This window comes from Streptomyces sp. CAU 1734, from assembly GCF_039888735.1.
In the GTDB taxonomy this organism is placed as follows: Bacteria; Actinomycetota; Actinomycetes; order Streptomycetales; family Streptomycetaceae; genus Streptomyces.
In genome coordinates this window covers 246,661-262,942 of the sequence record NZ_JBDQQP010000004.1, presented here as the reverse complement: position 1 = coordinate 262,942, position 16,282 = coordinate 246,661, and the positions used below count along the sequence as shown (strand labels likewise).

The 16,282-nt window shown below is 72.1% G+C and carries 15 protein-coding genes and 1 pseudogene; 8 read left to right on the top strand and 8 right to left on the bottom strand.

Annotation, left to right across the window (positions count from 1 at the left end):
• Positions 1–50: 50 nt before the first annotated feature.
• On the bottom strand, positions 51–719 hold the full coding sequence (locus AAFN69_RS09470) for a polysaccharide deacetylase family protein (protein WP_347727897.1): 669 nt from the start codon (positions 717–719) through the stop codon (positions 51–53).
• A 124-nt stretch (positions 720–843) separates the two neighbouring features.
• Complete coding sequence (gene rocD, locus AAFN69_RS09465; protein ID WP_347728104.1) at positions 844–2,082, bottom strand: ornithine--oxo-acid transaminase; 1,239 nt, start codon at positions 2,080–2,082, stop codon at positions 844–846.
• A gap of 323 nt (positions 2,083–2,405) precedes the next feature.
• Between rocD and trpS the strand changes: the two genes are divergently transcribed.
• Positions 2,406–3,419 (top strand): tryptophan--tRNA ligase, encoded by a 1,014-nt coding sequence (trpS, locus tag AAFN69_RS09460; RefSeq protein ID WP_347727896.1) that lies wholly within the window; start codon positions 2,406–2,408, stop codon positions 3,417–3,419.
• A gap of 213 nt (positions 3,420–3,632) precedes the next feature.
• Positions 3,633–4,220 carry a 2'-5' RNA ligase family protein gene (locus tag AAFN69_RS09455; protein ID WP_347727895.1) on the top strand — a complete coding sequence of 196 codons (588 nt, stop codon included), beginning with the start codon at positions 3,633–3,635 and terminating at the stop codon, positions 4,218–4,220.
• Between the two features lie 15 nt (positions 4,221–4,235).
• On the opposite strand, the gene AAFN69_RS09450 is transcribed toward AAFN69_RS09455, so the two are convergent.
• The gene (locus AAFN69_RS09450) at positions 4,236–4,991 is read right to left on the bottom strand and encodes a decaprenylphospho-beta-D-erythro-pentofuranosid-2-ulose 2-reductase (RefSeq protein WP_347727894.1); all 756 of its coding nucleotides are present in this window, start codon (positions 4,989–4,991) and stop codon (positions 4,236–4,238) included.
• A gap of 81 nt (positions 4,992–5,072) precedes the next feature.
• A complete protein-coding gene (locus tag AAFN69_RS09445) occupies positions 5,073–6,539 on the bottom strand; it encodes an FAD-binding oxidoreductase (protein WP_347727893.1) in 1,467 nt (488 codons plus the stop codon).
• Positions 6,540–6,692: 153 nt separating this feature from the next.
• Between AAFN69_RS09445 and AAFN69_RS09440 the strand changes: the two genes are divergently transcribed.
• The 3 genes from AAFN69_RS09440 (at position 6,693) to AAFN69_RS09430 (ending at position 9,231) form a co-directional block, all read left to right on the top strand.
• Positions 6,693–7,259: a phosphatase PAP2 family protein gene (locus AAFN69_RS09440; protein ID WP_347727892.1), complete on the top strand. Its 567-nt coding sequence runs from the start codon at positions 6,693–6,695 to the stop codon at positions 7,257–7,259.
• Between the two features lie 5 nt (positions 7,260–7,264).
• Positions 7,265–8,242, top strand: coding sequence for a decaprenyl-phosphate phosphoribosyltransferase (locus AAFN69_RS09435; RefSeq protein WP_347727891.1), 978 nt, complete (start codon positions 7,265–7,267; stop codon positions 8,240–8,242).
• An 86-nt stretch (positions 8,243–8,328) separates the two neighbouring features.
• Positions 8,329–9,231, top strand: a complete 903-nt coding sequence (locus tag AAFN69_RS09430; protein ID WP_347727890.1) for a YihY/virulence factor BrkB family protein — start codon at positions 8,329–8,331, stop codon at positions 9,229–9,231.
• A 7-nt stretch (positions 9,232–9,238) separates the two neighbouring features.
• Here AAFN69_RS09430 and AAFN69_RS09425 read toward each other — a convergent pair whose 3' ends face one another.
• Complete coding sequence (locus AAFN69_RS09425) at positions 9,239–10,513, bottom strand: D-alanyl-D-alanine carboxypeptidase (protein ID WP_347728103.1); 1,275 nt, start codon at positions 10,511–10,513, stop codon at positions 9,239–9,241.
• Between the two features lie 361 nt (positions 10,514–10,874).
• Between AAFN69_RS09425 and AAFN69_RS09420 the strand changes: the two genes are divergently transcribed.
• The 3 genes from AAFN69_RS09420 to AAFN69_RS09410 all read left to right on the top strand — a co-directional run bounded on the left by AAFN69_RS09420 (position 10,875) and on the right by AAFN69_RS09410 (position 14,170).
• Positions 10,875–11,117, top strand: a complete 243-nt coding sequence (locus AAFN69_RS09420) for a hypothetical protein (RefSeq protein ID WP_347727889.1) — start codon at positions 10,875–10,877, stop codon at positions 11,115–11,117.
• Positions 11,118–11,128: 11 nt separating this feature from the next.
• Positions 11,129–12,505 carry a metallophosphoesterase gene (locus AAFN69_RS09415; protein ID WP_347727888.1) on the top strand — a complete coding sequence of 459 codons (1,377 nt, stop codon included), beginning with the start codon at positions 11,129–11,131 and terminating at the stop codon, positions 12,503–12,505.
• Between the two features lie 111 nt (positions 12,506–12,616).
• On the top strand, positions 12,617–14,170 hold the full coding sequence (locus tag AAFN69_RS09410; protein ID WP_347727887.1) for an ABC transporter substrate-binding protein: 1,554 nt from the start codon (positions 12,617–12,619) through the stop codon (positions 14,168–14,170).
• Positions 14,171–14,196: 26 nt separating this feature from the next.
• Here the strand turns inward: AAFN69_RS09410 and AAFN69_RS09405 are convergent, their stop codons facing one another.
• The 3 genes and pseudogenes from AAFN69_RS09405 to AAFN69_RS09395 form a co-directional block, all read right to left on the bottom strand.
• Positions 14,197–15,003, bottom strand: a complete 807-nt coding sequence (locus AAFN69_RS09405; RefSeq protein WP_347727886.1) for a TetR family transcriptional regulator — start codon at positions 15,001–15,003, stop codon at positions 14,197–14,199.
• A 347-nt stretch (positions 15,004–15,350) separates the two neighbouring features.
• A pseudogene (locus AAFN69_RS09400) lies at positions 15,351–15,716 on the bottom strand (DCC1-like thiol-disulfide oxidoreductase family protein); the annotation flags it as partial.
• 5 nt (positions 15,717–15,721) lie between these two features.
• Positions 15,722–16,168 (bottom strand): hypothetical protein, encoded by a 447-nt coding sequence (locus tag AAFN69_RS09395; protein ID WP_347727885.1) that lies wholly within the window; start codon positions 16,166–16,168, stop codon positions 15,722–15,724.
• Between the last annotated feature and the right edge of the window lie 114 nt (positions 16,169–16,282).

Sequence of the window (16,282 nt, the reverse complement as noted above, 5' to 3'; positions counted from 1 at the left end):
TGCCCGGGGCGGCCGGGCACGGTCCGGTGGCGGACGGGTGGGTGGGGAAGCTAGTCGGCGATGTAGTCCCGCAGCGGGGCGGGCTTGAGTCCCGCCGCGTCGGCCGCCGCCAGCACCCGGGTCAGATCGGATGCCAGGGACTCGGTGAAGTGGAGCAGCACGATGTCACCCGCGGCCAGCTGCGGGGCCGGCGGTGTCCAGGAACCCCATGTCGTCTGGTCGTGCGTCCAGGTGACCACGGCCTTGGAGCCACAGGCGCGGGCGGCGGTCCGGGTCTGCTCGTTGAAGCTCCCGTACGGCGGCCGGGTCAGCCGGGGCTCCAGTCCGAAGCGGGACAGATGCTGCTGCCGCGCGCCGCAGAGCTCGGCCCGCTGTCCCTGCTCGGTCAGCGTGGTCAGATCGGGGTGGCTCACGCTGTGGTTCTCGATCCGGGACGGGCCGTGGTCGACGAGCCGCCGGAAGTAACCGGTGTCGTACGAGGTCGCGCCCGGCAGCAGGAAGAGGGAGGCGGGCACCTGGCGGTCCAGCAGGATCTGCGCGGCGGCCGGGTCGTGGTACCAGCCGTCGTCGATGGTGATGAAGACGACCGGATCCGTGGTGTTCACCTTGGACACCACCGGGGCGGGCGGCGGCCAGGAGGCCGCCTGTGCCGGGCTGCTCAGACCGATGACGGCGAGAAGGGGGACGAGGGCGGCAAGTAGTGCGCGAGGTCTCGGCATGGCACCGCAGATTGGCCTGGACCAGGGTTGCTGTCAATGGTCTGAACCATTTTCCCCGCCGTGCCCGCGCCCCTCCTCCCGTCCCGCCGCCCCCGGGCTCCGGCTCCGCCTGCGGGCTCTTCCGTCAGTCCGCCAGGACCGCGCGGAGCCGGTCCAGGCCCCACTCCAGATCGTCCTCGCCGATCACCAGGGGCGGGGCGAGCCGGATGGTCGAGGCGTGGGTGTCCTTGACCAGTACTCCCCGGGCCATCAGCCGCTCCGAGATCTGCCGGCCGGTGCCGTGCGAGGGAGCGATGTCCACCCCCGCCCACAGCCCCCGGCCCCGTACCGCCTCCACCGCGCCGCCGCCCACCAGCAGGCCCAGCTCGTAGTGGAGCCGTTCGCCCAGCTCGGCGGCGCGCCGCTGGTACTCGCCGGTGCGCAGCATCGCGATCACCTCCAGCGCGACCGCGCAGGCCAGCGGATTCCCGCCGAAGGTCGAGCCGTGCTCGCCGGGCCGGAAGACCCCCAGCACCTCCCGGGAGGAGACCACCGCCGACACCGGGACCACCCCGCCGCCCAGCGCCTTGCCCAGGACATACATGTCCGGCACCACGTCCTCGTGGTCACAGGCGAAGGTCCGCCCGGTCCGGCCCAGTCCCGACTGGATCTCATCCGCGATGAAGAGCACATTCCGCTCGCGGGTGACCCGGCGGACGCCGGCCAGATACTCCGGCGGCGGCACCAGCACCCCCGCCTCGCCCTGGATCGGCTCCAGCAGGACGGCCACGGTGTTCTCCGTCACCGCCGCCTCCAGCGCGGTCAGGTCGCCGTACGGGACGATCTCGAACCCGGGGGTGTACGGGCCGAAGTCCGCCCGCGCCTCCGGGTCCGTCGAGAAGCTGATCACTGTGGTCGTGCGGCCGTGGAAGTTGTTCGCCGCGACAATGATCTTCGCCCGGCCGTCCGGCACCCCCTTGACCCGGTACCCCCACTTGCGGGCGGTCTTGACAGCGGTCTCGACCGCCTCGGCGCCGGTGTTCATCGGCAGCACCATTTCCATCCCGCACAGCTCCGCCAGTCGGGTGCAGAACTCGGCGAACCGGTCGTGGTGGAAGGCCCGGGAGGTCAGGGTGACCCGATCCAGCTGCGCCTTGGCGGCACCGATCAGCCGGGGGTTCAGATGGCCGAAATTCAGTGCCGAGTACCCGGCGAGCATGTCGAGGTAGCGGCGCCCCTCGACATCCGTCACCCAGGCGCCCTCCGCGGTGGCGACGACCACGGGCAGCGGGTGGTAGTTGTGCGCGCTGTGCGCCTCGGCGGAGGCGATGGCGTGCCCGGAGGCGCCGACGGGCGCGCCGGGTGAACCGGCCTCGGGCGCGATCCGGGGGGCGGTGGACTGGGATGCGGTCTCGGACGTGGTCACGGCGTCTCCGTTTCACCTGGGGCCGGGCGACCTCCGAGGGACGGATGGTGCCCTTGTTCCTATGGTCGCTCGGATGGTGGACGGGGAAACCTCGGCCGGTCCGGGGGCTCTGCCCCCGGGCCCCCGGCCCGGCGTGTTCCTTGTCTCATCGAGGAGGGCCGGTGCGGCGGGGAGGGAACTCCGCGCCGCGCCCGGACCTGCCGTCGCGGCCCCGGGCGCGTGCACGCGGCCCGGCGTACCGGCGAACCGATCCCGGTTCCGCACCTGAGACAATGAGCGGCATGGCCCAAGACCGACCCCGCGCTCTGTCCGGCATCCAGCCCACCGCCGGCTCGTTCCACCTCGGGAACTACCTCGGAGCGATCCGCCAGTACGTGGCGCTGCAAGAGACCCATGACGCGTTCTACATGGTCGTGGACCTGCACGCGATCACTGTGCCGCAGGACCCGGCAGAGCTGCGGTCGAACACCCGCTTCGCCGTCGCGCAGCTCCTCGCGGCGGGGCTCGACCCGGAGCGGTGCACCCTCTTCGTGCAGAGCCATGTCCCCGAGCACGCGCAGCTCGGCTGGGTCATGAACTGCCTCACCGGCTTCGGCGAGGCGTCCCGGATGACACAGTTCAAGGACAAGTCGGCCAAGCAGGGTGCCGACCGTGCCACCGTCGGGCTCTTCACCTACCCGATACTCCAGGTCGCCGACATCCTGCTCTATCAGGCCGACGCCGTCCCGGTCGGCGAGGACCAGCGCCAGCACATCGAGCTGACCCGCGACCTCGCCGAGCGGTTCAACACCCGGTTCGGCGCCACCTTCACCGTCCCGGCGCCGCACATCGTCAAGGAGGTCGCGAAGATCTACGACCTCCAGGACCCCACGGCCAAGATGAGCAAGTCGGCCTCGACCCCCAAGGGTCTGATCAATCTGCTCGACGAGCCGAAGACGACCATGAAGAAGGTCAGGAGCGCGGTCACCGACACCGACACGGTGATCCGGTTCGACCCGGCCGAGAAGCCCGGTGTGAGCAATCTGCTCACCATCTACTCCACCCTCACCGGCACCTCGATCGCCGCGCTGGAGCAGGAGTACGCGGGCAAGATGTACGGCGCGCTCAAGACCGACCTCGCCGAGGTCATGGCGGAGTTCGTCACCCCGTTCCGGAGCCGGACGCAGGAGTATCTCGACGACCCCGAGACGCTGGACGCGATCCTCGCCAAGGGCGCGGAGAAGGCCCGCGCGGTGGCCGCCGAGACCCTTGCCACGGCCTACGACAGAATCGGTCTGCTGCCCGCGAAGCACTGACCCGGCGCCGCGCGCCGGGCGATCCGATCGGGCCATGGCCCGATCGGATCGCCCGGATAGTCTGGTTCGCCCGGTCATGAGGGGGGTGGCCGCCCCGCCCGAGTGTGGTCAACACCTCTGGCCACATATGCCGTGCAACCGCCACACTGGCGGCTGTACATCCACTCGCCCGGCCGGGTGGACCCGACACGCCTCGGAACGAAGGAGAACGACGTGGGGACCGTAACGCTCGGCGTTTCGATCGCGGTCCCGGAGCCCTACGGCAGCCTGCTCCAGGAGCGGCGCGCGAGCTTCGGGGATCCCGCCGCGCACGGCATTCCCACCCACGTCACCCTGCTTCCGCCCACCGAGGCCGATCCCGCCCTGCTCCCGGCGATCGAGGCGCATCTGGCCCAGGTCGCCATGGCGGGCCGGCCGTTCTCCATGCGGCTCTCGGGCACCGGCACCTTCCGGCCGGTCTCGCCGGTCGTCTTCGTGCAGATCGTGGAGGGCGCCGCCGCCTGCTCCCGGCTTCAGAAGCGGGTCCGCGACGCCTCCGGTCCGCTCGTGCGCGAGCTCCAGTTCTCGTACCACCCGCATGTGACCGTCGCCCACGGCATCTCCGAGGAGGCCATGGACCGGGCCTACGCCGAGCTGGCCGATTTCGAGGCCGCCTGGACCTGCGCCTCCTTCGCGCTGTACGAGCAGGGGCCGGACGCGGTCTGGCGCAAGCTCAACACCTACGCCTTCGGCGGCGGCATCGGCGCCGTGCCCGCGCAGGGCTCCCCGGTCGACAAGCCCGCCCCCGCGCCCTCCGCCTGATCCGCGAAGGGCTCGCTAGAGCGGCAGCAGCCGGAAGAGCGGGCGCGGCAGATGCCGTACCGCCGCCATCACCGGCCGCAGCGCCCCCGGCACCCACACCGTCTCCGATCCCCGCCGCAGCCCCAGCTCCACCGCCGTCGCGACCTCCTCGGGCGTGGTGGCCAGCGGCGCCTCGGGCAGGCCCGCCGTCATCCGGGTGCGGACGAAACCGGGGCGCACGACCATGACATGCACCCCCGTCCCGTACAGCGCGTCCCCCAGCCCCTGGGCGAAGGCGTCCAGGCCGGCCTTGCTGGAGCCGTAGATGAAGTTGGCGCGCCGGGCCCGCTCGCCCGCGACCGACGAGAGCACCACCAGCGAGCCGTGGCCCTGGTGCTGGAGGGCCGCCGCGCAGACCAGACCGGCCGACACGGCGCCGGTGTAGTTGGTCTGCGCGACCCGGACCGCCGCCGCCGGATCGCCCTCGTCGTTCGCCTGGTCGCCGAGGAGCCCGAAGGCGAGCAGCACCAGATCGATGTCCCCCTCGGTGAAGACCTTGCCCAGCACCCCCTCGTGCGCGGCCGGGTCGAGCGCGTCGAACGGCACCGTGCGGACCTCGGCCCCCAGGGCGCGGAGCCCGTCCGCGGCGGCTTCGAGGTCGGGGGAGGGGCGTCCGGCCAGCCAGACCGTGCGCGTGCGGCGCGCGATCAGCCGGCGGGCCACGGCCAGTCCGATCTCCGATGTGCCGCCGAGCAGGAGCAGGGACTGGGGAGCTCCGAAAGCGTCCTTCATGAACCTTCCATTCCTTCTTGGGGGTGGCAGCGGCTCGCGGGTGTCCTCGCGGGTCCTCGCGCGGGTCCTCGCGGGTGTCAGTCAGAGGGCGAGCCTGCGGGAGAGGTCCGAGGTGAAGACGGAGTGCGGATCCAGCCGGGCCCGCAGCTCCCGGAAGTCGGCGAGCCGGGGGTACATCCCGGCGAGCAGCTCCGGCCGGAGCCGGGAGTCCTTGGCGAGATAGACCCGGCCGCCCGCCGCCGCGACCTCCTCGTCGAGCTCGTCCAGGAACGCCCCGAGGCCGGGGAGCCCGGCCGGGATGTCCAGGGCGAGCGTCCAGCCCGGCATCGGGAAGGAGAGCCAGCCGGGATCCCCCTCGCCGAAGCGCTTGAGCACCGCGAGGAAGGAGGGACAGCGCCGGTGCGCGATCCGCTCCACGATCCGGCGCAGGGTCTCCTCCCGGCCGTGTCCGACCACGAACTGATACTGGACGAATCCGCCCCGGCCGTAGATCCGGTTCCAGTGCGGCACGGCGTCCAGCGGATGGAAGAAGGAGGTCAGCCGCTGGAGCCGGGAGGTCCGCGTCCGCGGCGCCCTGCGGTACCAGAATTCATTGAACGCCCCCACCGTGGCCCGGCTGAGCAGCCCCCCGGGCACCAGGGAGGGGAGCGCGGGCAGCCGTCCGGGCCGGAAGCCGAGCGGTGCGCGCCGGGCGCGCGCGGGCAGCGCGGCCGGCGGGGCGTGCTCCCCCCGGGTGAGGACCGAACGTCCCAGCGAACGTCCCCGGGCGAGCAGATCGACCCAGGCGACCGAGTACCGGTAGCGGTGATCACCGGCGGTCAGCCGGGCCAGCAGGTCGTCCAGATCGGCGGCCCGTTCGGTGTCGACGCACATCATGGAGGTCTCCACCCGGTGCAGCCGGACGGCCGCCGAGAGAATCACCCCGGTCAGGCCCATCCCGCCGGCGGTCGCGTCGAAGAGCTCGTCGCCGGGGGCGACACGGTGGACCGAACCATCCGCGGTGAGCAGTTCGAGCTCCCGCACATGGCGCGAGAAAGAGCCGCTGACATGGTGGTTCTTCCCGTGGACATCCGCTCCGACCGCCCCGCCGACGGTGACCTGGCGGGTGCCGGGGGTGACCGGGACGAACCAGCCCAGCGGCAGCAGCACCTCCATCAGCCGGTGCAGGCTCACCCCCGCGTCACAGACGACGGTGCCGGTGCCGGTGTCGATGGAGTGGATACGGCGGAGTCCGGTCATGTCGAGCACCGTGCCGCCCGCGCTCTGGGCCGCGTCGCCGTACGCCCGCCCGAGCCCCCGGGCGATACCGCCGCGCGCGCCCCAGTCGCGTACCGCCTCCGCCGCCTCCGCAGGGGTGCGGGGGCGCAGCAGATAGGCCGTGGTGGGGGCGGTGCGGCCCCAGCCCGAGACGGAGACGAAGGGTTCGCCCGGCGGGCCGGCGTCATCCGGACCGGCGGCCCCGGGGTGTTCGGGCGCGGGAGCGGAGGGGGCCGGTGCGTCGGCCGGTGGTTCCGGACGGATGGGGGTGCTGGTGGTCTCGGCGGGCATGGTTGTGACCGTATAGCCGCGTATGCCCACATTTCAGGAGTACCCAGTTGACTCGCCGAAATGGGTGATTAAACGAGTGTCATCAAAGAATGACGTGAAAAGTCGGCCGGTCGCCCAGAAGAGTCGCCCCTGGCTCATGAGAAGGGGTGGCGAATGGGATATGCGCGGTGTGCGGCGGCCGAACGGAGGCTGCTGGCGGCCCTGCACGAATGCGGCGGCCGGCCCGGTGTCGCCGCCGTCGCCCGGGGGCTCTCCCTCGCCGGCGAACACGGCGCCCTCTGGCTCGGCGCGGGACTCACCGGCGCGGCGGCCGACGCGGGCCGCCGCCGCGCCTGGCTCCGGGCGACGGCACTGGTCGGCGGCGCCCATCTGGCCAGCCTCGGTGTGAAGTGGTCGGTCCGGCGCGCCCGGCCCGGCGCCGTGCTCACCGCCCCGCCCCTCGTCCGCACCGCCGGGCCCTACTCCTTCCCCAGCTCGCACGCCACCACCTCCGCCGCGGCCCTCATCGCCTTCGGCGCCCTCTTCCCGGCCGGTGAGCGGCTGATGGCCCCGCTCGCCGCCGCCATCTGTGTGTCACGGCTCGTCGCGGGCGTCCACTATCCGACGGACATCGTGGCCGGCGCCCTGCTCGGCGGGGCGACCGCCCGCCTCGGCAGCCGCTGGACGAGCGCCCCGCCGCGTACCGTCTCCGCCGGGCGCCGGACCGGGAGCGGACGGTGAGCGGGATGGACGACCACCGGACCACCGCGCTCCTCGCCGATCCCCGGGACGGTTCCGGGCCGCCGGGCCGGGCCGGGCGCCCGGAGCCGTCCCGGCGGCGCGGCGGGCTCCCCGGCGGGCTGCTCGGAACCGCCCGTCCCCGCCAGTGGGTCAAGAATCTCCTGGTGGTCGCGGCCCCGGCCGCCGCCGGCGAGCTGGACTCGCTGCGGAACGCCGCCGAACTCGCCGTGGTCTTCGTCCTCTTCACCGCCGCCGCCGCGGCCGTCTATCTCGTCAACGACGCCCGCGACGCCGAGGCCGACCGCGCCCACCCGGTGAAGTGCCGGCGGCCCGTCGCCGCCGGGACCGTGCCCGTGCCCGTCGCCCACGCCGCGGGCGCGCTGCTCGCGGCCGGTGCGATCGGCGGCGCCGCCGTCCTGTGCAACGCCATGACCGGCGCGCTGCTCACCGCGTATCTCTCCATGCAACTCGCCTACTGCATCTGGCTGAAACATGTGCTCGTCGTGGACATGGCCGTGGTCACCACCGGCTTTCTGCTCCGGGCGATGATCGGCGGGGTGGCCCTCGGCATCCCGCTCTCCCGCTGGTTTCTGATCACCACCGGATTCGGGGCGCTCTTCATGGTCGCGGCGAAACGGTACTCCGAGGCCGTCCAGCTGGAGGGCGGCAAGGGGGCGACCCGGGCCCTGCTCGACCAGTACACCACCGGCTATCTGCGGTTCGTCTGGCAGCTCGCGGCCGGGGTCGCGGTGCTCGCCTACTGCCTCTGGGCCCTGGAGGGCGGCGGCGGGGACGAGACCGCGCTGCTGCCCTGGCGGCAGCTCTCGATGATCGCGTTCATTCTCGCGGTGCTGCGGTACGCCGTCTTCGCGGACCGGGGCACGGCCGGTGCCCCCGAGGACGTGGTGCTCCGCGACCGGGCGCTCGCGGTCATCGGGGCGGTGTGGGCGGCGATGTACGCACTCGCCGTCGCCGGCCTGTGAGCGGCCGGCCGGCCCCCCTGCGGACCCTCCCCCGGCGTGCGGGAAGCGGCGCAGGTGACATCGCGTGCGGAGGGTAGGCGAGGGCCATGGACTGGTTGACCAAGCTCCCCGTCGTCGGCCCGTGGGCCGCCGCGCTCATGCGGACCCATGCCTGGCATTCGTACGAGACGCTCGAACGGGTGCACTGGACGCGGCTCGCCGCCGCGATCACCTTCCTCAGCTTTCTGGCCCTCTTCCCGCTGATCACGGTCGCCGCCGCCATCGCCGCCGCCCTGCTCAGCGAGGAGGGGCTGCGCACCCTGGAGGAGAAGCTCGGCGACCAGGTGCCGGGCATCTCCGACCAGCTGGACATCGCCTCACTGGTCGCCAACGCGGGCACCGTCGGGCTGGTCGCCGGCGCGCTGCTGCTGCTGACCGGTATCGGCTGGGTCGGCTCGATGCGGGACTGTCTGCGGGCCGTCTGGGGACGGGACGACGAGGACGAGGGGAATCCGTTCGTCCGCAAGCTCAAGGACGCCGGGGTGCTCCTCGGCCTCGGCGCCACCGCGCTGGCCTCGCTCGCGGCCTCCGCGATCGGCTCCACCGCCGTGGGCTGGACGGCCGACCGGATCGGTATCGACCAGGGCGGCGCCGGGGGCGCGCTGCTCTCCGCCGCCGCGATCGCCATCGCGGTCGTCGCCGACTTCCTGATCCTGCTCTATCTGCTCACCCTGCTGCCCGGAGTGCATCCGCCGCGCCGCCGCCTGGTGGTGGCCGCCCTGCTCGGCGCGGTCGGCTTCGAGCTGCTGAAAATGCTGCTCAGCGGCTATATGAGGGAGGTCGCGTCGAAGAGTCTGTACGGGGCTTTCGGTGTCCCGATCGCCCTGCTGCTGTGGATCAACTTCACGGCCAAGCTGCTGCTCTACTGCGCCGCGTGGACGGCGACCCGCCGCGCGGACGACAAGGCCGGAGCCGCCCCCGGTGACGCCCGGGAGCGGCCTGCGGAGTGATCGCCGGTCAGCTCCGGCCGCGTCCGGACGGCCAGCGGCGGTTGACCACGAACACCGCCGCCGCGAGTGCCACCAGCACCCCGCCGGCGATCCCGAGCGCGGTGCCGACCCCGCCCGACGACTCCTCCCGGGCGGACGCCGCGACCGGCTTCGCCGCCGCGGCCCCGGTGCCGTCGTTCTTCGCCGGACCGGCACCGCCGGTGTCCTTGAGTACGGCGGAGCGGGGGGCGACCAGCTCACCGACCGGGGTGACCTTCCCGGCCGCCGCGAAGCCCCAGTCGAGGAGGCGCGCCGCCTCCTTGTAGACGGCGTGGTTCTCCTCGGAGTCCGGGTTCATGACGGTGACGAGCAGCACCTTGCCGTTCTGCTCGGCGACCCCGGTGAAGGTCGCGCCGGCGTGGGTGGTGTTGCCGTTCTTCACCCCCGCGATCCCCTTGTACGGGGCGATCCCGAATTCGCCGGTCAGCAGCCGGTTGGTGTTCTGGATCTCGAAGGTCTCGCGCTTGGCGCCGCTCCCCTCGCCGGGGAACTCCGCCCTGACCGTGGAGGCGTAGTCGCGGAAGTCCTTCTTCTGGAGGCCGTTGCGGGCGATCAGGGTGAGGTCGTACGCGGATGACACCTGCCCGGCCGCGTCATAGCCGTCGGGGGAGACGACCTGGGTGTCCAGGGCCTGGAGCTCCTCGGCGTGGGCCTGCATGTCCTCGACGGTCTTGTCGATGCCGCCGTTCATCGCCGAGAGCACATGGACCGCGTCATTGCCGGAGCGGAGGAAGACCCCGAGCCAGAGGTCATTGACGGTGTACGTCAGATCCTCCTTCACCCCGACCAGGGAGCTGCCCGCCCCGACATCGGCCAGCTCCTCGGGGGTCACCTTGTGGGTGGCCGTCTTGGGCAGCTTGGGCAGCAGGGCGTCGGCGAAGAGCATCTTGAGCGTGGAGGCCGGGGGCAGCCGCCAGTGGGCGTTGTGCGAGGCGAGGACGTCGCCCGTCTCGGCGTCGGCGACGATCCAGGACCGCCCGGTCACCTCGCCGGGCAGGACCGGGGCGCCGGCGCCCAGGCTGACCTGGGTGCCCGCCCGGCCGAGCTGCGCGCCGCCGATCGTGGACATGGCGGCGGGGGGCTGCGGCTGCTTCCGGCCCGGCTTGTCGTCGGTGGTGCCGCCGGTGCTCTTCGGTTTGCCGGTGGTGCGGGCGGTGCTCTTCGGCTTGTCGTCCTGGGGTGCCGCGGCGGCGGGGCCGGCCAGCAGGACCGGGAGCAGGGCGGTGGCCGCGGCGGCCGGCAGCCACTTCCCCGTACGGCCGGATCCGCGGCGTCCGGCGGTGCCTCCCGCGCCGGCCGGCCCTTCCGCCCTCGCGCCGTTCTTCAGCGGCTCTCCCGTCGCACCGTTCACACTGCGGTCCACGGAGAGGTGCGCGGCGGCGGAGTGCGGGACAGGGGTCGCGGCCGGGTGCGCGACGGGGCCCGGGGCGTGGTCCGGGGTGTGGTCCGCGCCGCTCGTGGCGGTCTTGTTCAGGGCAGGCACGCACGTGAAAGTACAGGCAAAAGAAGAAAATATGTTTATCGGCTTGATGACTCGCCGGGAAGGCCGCCGGGACAGCCCACCCCGCCGGGCCGGGTCCGCCGGGGCCCCGGATACTGGGGGGATGAAGCTCAGCCGCCCCGTGTCCTGGTTCCTGCTCGCCTTCGGGGGATGGAGCTGGGTCATCTGGGTCACCTTCGTCAAAAATCTATGGGAGGACGGCAGCGGGCTCGCGTTTGACGGCGCGGGCGACCCGACCGGTTACTTCTGGGTCCATCTGTTGCTCGCCATTACGTCCTTGATCTTGGGGACGGTCGTCGGAGTCATCGGGTTGCGCGGGGTACGGGCCCTGCGGCGCGAAGGATAGGGGAGCTGGCTGTGATCCTGGTCGGTCTGCTGGTGGCGGTCGCGGTGATCGCCCTGCTCGCGGGGGCCCACTGGTACGTCTGGCGGAGGCTGATCCGGGACACGACACGCGGTGCCGGCACGGTGCGCAGGGTCGGCACGATCGCGATCTGGATCCTCCCGGTGCTCTCGGTGGGCGCCCTGGTCTCCGGACGGGCGGGGTTTCCCTTCCGGCTTCAGCAGATTCTGGCCTGGCCGGGGTTCCTCTGGCTGGTGGTGCTGCTCTATCTGGTCCTGTGGCTGCTCGCGGGCGAAGCCGTGCGGGCGATCTGGCTGCGGGTGCGCGAGCCCGCCCGCGAGGACACCGCCGCCGCGCCCGCGCCCGGCCTCCTGGTGACGGCGGCCGGCGGCCCGGTCCGTGAAAAGGGCCCGGTCCGTGAGGAGAGACCGGCCGGTGAGGAGAGACCGGCCCACGGGGAGAGACCGGCCGGTGAGCCGGGACCGGCACCGGCACCCGTGAGCCCTTCCCCCGTACCGGATCCGCCGTCCTCCCCGGAGACCCGGCCCGCGGTCCCCGGCGGTGTCCCCCGGCGGCTCTTCGTCTCCCGCGTGGTCGGTGGCGGCGCCGCCGCGGCGGCACTCGCGACCGTCGGACACGGCACCCACAGCGTCCTGCGCGGCCCACGGATCAAGCGGGTCACCGTCCCGCTCGCCAGACTCCCGCGTGCCGCGCACGGATTCCGGATCGCCGTGGTGAGCGACATCCACCTCGGCCCGATCCTCGGCCACGCCCACACCCGCCGGATCGTCGACACGATCAACTCCGCCCAGCCCGATCTGGTCGCCATCGTCGGCGACATGGTCGACGGGAGCGTCGCCGACCTCGGCACCGCCGCGGAGCCGCTGGCCCTGCTCGAAGCACGCCAGGGGGCGTTCTTCGTGACCGGGAACCACGAGTACTACTCCGGCGCCGACGAGTGGGTCGACCATGTGCGGGAGCTGGGAGTGCGTCCCCTGGAGAACGAGCGGGTGGAGATCGCGCGCGGCTTCGATCTCGCCGGGGTCAATGACATCGAGGGCGAGGCCACCGGCAAGGGCCCGGACTTCGGCGCCGCCCTCGGCGACCGCGACCGCTCCCGCGCCTCGGTGCTCCTCGCGCACCAGCCGGTCGTCATCCACGACGCCGTCACCCACGGGGTGGACCTCCAGCTCTCCGGCCACACCCACGGTGGCCAGGTCTGGCCCGGCAATTACCTCGCCGGACTCGCCAATCCCACCGTCGAGGGACTCGAACGCTACGGCGACACCCAGCTCTATGTGACCCGGGGCGCCGGGGCCTGGGGTCCGCCCGTCCGGGTGGGAGCGAGTTCGGACATCACCATCGTCCAACTCGCCTCCCGACAGGCATAGTTGGGTAAAGCTTCCCGGCGAAAGACTGGATTCCGCCACTCGCGCGCCCACCCCTGTGGTGAGGTGAAGCCCTCACGTACTGGGGCAGGCGTGAAGGGGAGCAATTCAGTCATGCGGTCGATTCGTCTGCGCATATTCGTCATCTGTGCCGTCGTTCTCGCGGCGGTCGCCGGGGCCTGGCGGTTATGGCCGTCCGACGGGCAGGACCGGGCGGCCATCGTCATCGGGACCACCGATGTCGTCACCACGCTCGACCCGGCGGGTGCGTACGACGTCGGCTCCTGGGCCGTCTACAGCAACATCTACCAGTCCCTGCTCACCTTCAAGCCCGGCGGAGTCACCCCGGTGCCCGACGCGGCGCGCGCCTGCGCCTTCACCGGCCGCGCCCTGACCACGTACAGCTGTGTGCTCCGGGACGACCTCACCTTCTCCAACGGCAACAAGATCACCGGCGCCGATGTCCGGCACTCCTTCGAGCGGCTGCTCGCCATCAAGGCCAAGGTCGGGCCCGCGCCGCTCTTCCCGACGCTGAAGAGCGTCACCGCCGAGGGGCAGCGGATCACCTTCCGGCTCAGCGCCCGTGACGCGACCTTCCCGCAGAAGCTGGCCACCGGCGCCGGCTCGATCGTGGACCGCACCCGCTACCCGGCGGGCGCGCTGCGCGAGGGGACCGCCGCCGACGGGTCGGGGCCGTATCTGCTCGAGGAGTACGAACCGGGAGTGCGCGCCAGGCTGGTGCCGAACCCCGCGTACAAGGGGGTGCTGACGAAGACCGGGGGGCCGGTCGAGATCCGCTGGTTCGAGAAGGCCGAACAGCTGGCGAAGGCGTGGCAGGACGGCCGGCTCGATGTGGCGCACCGCCGGCTGCCGCCCGAGACCATCGCCTCGCTCGATCCCAACAGCTCCAGCCTGCGGATGACCGAGTCGGAGAGCGCCGAGATCCGCGGCCTGGTCTTCAATCTGCGGCCCGGCGCCCCGCTGGCGAAGAAGGCGGTGCGCAAGGCGGTCGCGGCCGTGGTGGACCGGGGGAGGATCGCCGCGGATGTCCACCGCTCCACGGTGCAGCCGCTCTACTCCCTCATCCCGCAGGGCACCCTCGGCCACAGCAACCCCTTCTTCGACAACGACCCGCAGCCCAGCGTCAAGCGGGCCCGGCAGCTGCTGGAGAGTGCCGGGGCCGAGCTCCCGGTCTCGTTCACCCTGGTCCACAGCGAGGGCAGCCAGCCCGCGCAGGAGGCCGCCGAGCTGCGGCGGCAGCTGGAGGCGAGCGGGCTCTTCCGGGTACGGGTGGTCGCCGAGGACTGGACCGTCTTCCAGCAGGGGTACGCGGACGGGAAGTACGACGCCTACGCCCTGGGCTGGGTGCCCGACTTCCCGGATCCGGACAGCTTCACCCAGCCGCTGGTCGGCATCGACTCCACCCTGCACAACGGCTACCGGAACAAGGCCGTCGACGAACTGATCGCCGAGACCCAGCGGTACGAGCAGCGGGGCCGGGCCGCGAAGGTGTTCCGCGAGATCCAGCGCCTGGTGGCCGCCGATGTGCCCGTGCTGCCGCTGTGGCAGCGCAAGGACTATGTGGTCAACACCCGGGACATCAACGGCGCTCAGTATCTGTCGGACGGTACGAGTGTCTGGCGGCTCTGGGAGCTGGACTGGCTCTGACGGTGCCGCGCGCGGCGGCGCCGTCGTCAGCCGCGGGTGTCGGCGGCGGCGGCCTTCCCGTCCTTCTCCGCTCTCCCGGCCTTCCCGTCCCTCTCCGTCTTCTGGTTCTTCCTCGTCGCCCGGGTGCTCCGCGCGGCGACCGTCTCCGCCATGCCGGGCAGCAGATCCGTCAGCAGCTCGTGCACATCGAGGATGAGCGGTCGCAGCACCCGGAACCGGGCGAGGACGATGCCCCGGGCGGTGAGCCGGGCGCCCTGTGCCGCCAGCCGCCGGCTGCGGGTGCGGCCCTCCGACCGGTCGAAGACCCAGTAGAGGACGAGCCCCATCTGGGAGAGCCACATCAGCTGCGGGAACGCCTCGGTGAATTCGTCGGCGACCTTGGTCTTCGCACCGGCGAGCACCTCCCGGTGCACGGAGATCGCCTCCTCGCGGGCGGGCTCCGACTCGGCCGAGAAGGGGCTGAGCGGGCTCTCCGGATCGGCGGCGTTCTTGAAGAACTGCGCCGCGAATTCGTGGTACGGCTCGGCGATCTCCAGCCAGGCCAGCAGCACCCCGGCGAGCCGGGCCTCCAGATTGGTCTCCCGGTCCAGCACCGGCCGGACCGCCGCCCGGTGTTCCGCGGCGATCCGGTCGTAGAACCCCTGGATCAGGTGTTCCTTGGACGAGAAGTAGTAGTACGCGTTCCCGACCGAGACGCCGGCCTCCTTGGCGATGGCCCGCATGGTCGTCTTGTCGTAGCCGCGCTCCTGGAACAGCCGGAGCGCGGTTTCGAGGATGAGTGTGCGGGTCTGCTCACTCTTGGGGGCGCTCTTGGAGGCGTTCTCGTCGGTCACGGTGTCCGAGCCTAACGGGGTAGGTCGCACTGGTCGTCGCAGGGCGGACCGAACCCGGCGCCGTCCGCCCCCGTACCGTCACTCCCCGGGCCCGCCGCCGTCACCCCCTCCGTCCCGGCCACTCCCGCCGGGCCGGCGCCCCCAGTGCCCGGGATCCCAGGAACGGCACTCGGCCCGGTCGCCGCGCCCGTACTCGTATACGTGCCGATCTGTATGCTCGTGCCCGTTTCCGGAACCCATGGCGCCGTGCTCTCGTTCGGTGTGAGGTGCCGCCCGCCGGCGGGTGACGGGCCGGTCCCCTGCGCCGGCCCGGCACCCGTGTCCGGGGCGGTCTGTGCGGTGGCCAGCTCGCGGTACTTGGCCGCGGCGAGCATGGTGGCCCGTACGAAGGGGGCTCCGGCCGGGGTGGCCAGCCAGTGCGCCCTGGGCCGGTGTTCGGCCAGCGCCCAGAGGCAGACGATCCAGGCGGCGGCCCCGCTGAAGACCTGCCCCCGGTCCCCGACGACGGTGATCTCCCGCAGGGTCCGGTGGTGGTCGAGGTGCGGATAGAGCCGGCGGGCCTCGTCGGACCCGGCCGGGAGCAGGACCAGCGGTACGAGCTGGCGCTGCCGCCCGAGCCAGTTCCGCAGATGGAGGCAGAGGGAGCACCGGGCGTCGTAGAGCACGGTGAGCCGTTTGACCGGAACACCCGCGGCGCGGGCTCGGGAGGCCATCGGGCTCACACCCCGGCCGGTCCGGCGGCGGGCGGGGACCACGGCCCCTTGTCGGCCTGCCCGGTCCAGCTCTGCGGCGGTACGGGCGGGATCTGCTCACGCTCCATGACGCCCCGCCGGCGGATCCTGTTCAGGACGAACACATTGCACAGGTGCATGACGCCGAGGACCAGCAGGACCACCCCGAGCTTCACCGAGAGGGCCTCGAAGAGCCCGCGGGCGTTCTCGGTGGTCTCGGCCACCCGGAGATAGAGGGCGACGAAGCCGAGGTTCACCAGATAGAAGCCGACCACCAGAAGGTGGTTCACGGCGTCGGCGAGCTTTTCGTTCCCGTGCATCACATCGGAGAGGAAGATCCGGCCGTTGCGGCTGAGGGTGCGTGCCACCCAGACCGTCAGGGCGACGCTGATCACCAGGTAGACGATGTATCCGACCACATTGAGGTCGTCCATGCCACGCTCCTTGAACGCGTTCAAAAATGCTCTCGGGGATGACAGTAGACCTCTTTTTGAACATGTTCAAGGAGTGGTCGGGGTGCTGGAAAACCGGCGGCGCGCACCCCGCCG

Coding starts and splice junctions, on each gene's coding strand:
- AAFN69_RS09470 (WP_347727897.1), bottom strand. CDS start 719: ATGCCGAGACCTCGCGCACTACTTGCCGCCCTCGTCCCCCTTCTCGCC.
- trpS (WP_347727896.1), top strand. CDS start 2,406: ATGGCCCAAGACCGACCCCGCGCTCTGTCCGGCATCCAGCCCACCGCC.
- AAFN69_RS09450 (WP_347727894.1), bottom strand. CDS start 4,991: ATGAAGGACGCTTTCGGAGCTCCCCAGTCCCTGCTCCTGCTCGGCGGC.
- AAFN69_RS09445 (WP_347727893.1), bottom strand. CDS start 6,539: ATGCCCGCCGAGACCACCAGCACCCCCATCCGTCCGGAACCACCGGCC.
- AAFN69_RS09440 (WP_347727892.1), top strand. CDS start 6,693: ATGGGATATGCGCGGTGTGCGGCGGCCGAACGGAGGCTGCTGGCGGCC.
- AAFN69_RS09435 (WP_347727891.1), top strand. CDS start 7,265: ATGGACGACCACCGGACCACCGCGCTCCTCGCCGATCCCCGGGACGGT.
- AAFN69_RS09430 (WP_347727890.1), top strand. CDS start 8,329: ATGGACTGGTTGACCAAGCTCCCCGTCGTCGGCCCGTGGGCCGCCGCG.
- AAFN69_RS09420 (WP_347727889.1), top strand. CDS start 10,875: ATGAAGCTCAGCCGCCCCGTGTCCTGGTTCCTGCTCGCCTTCGGGGGA.
- AAFN69_RS09410 (WP_347727887.1), top strand. CDS start 12,617: ATGCGGTCGATTCGTCTGCGCATATTCGTCATCTGTGCCGTCGTTCTC.
- AAFN69_RS09395 (WP_347727885.1), bottom strand. CDS start 16,168: ATGGACGACCTCAATGTGGTCGGATACATCGTCTACCTGGTGATCAGC.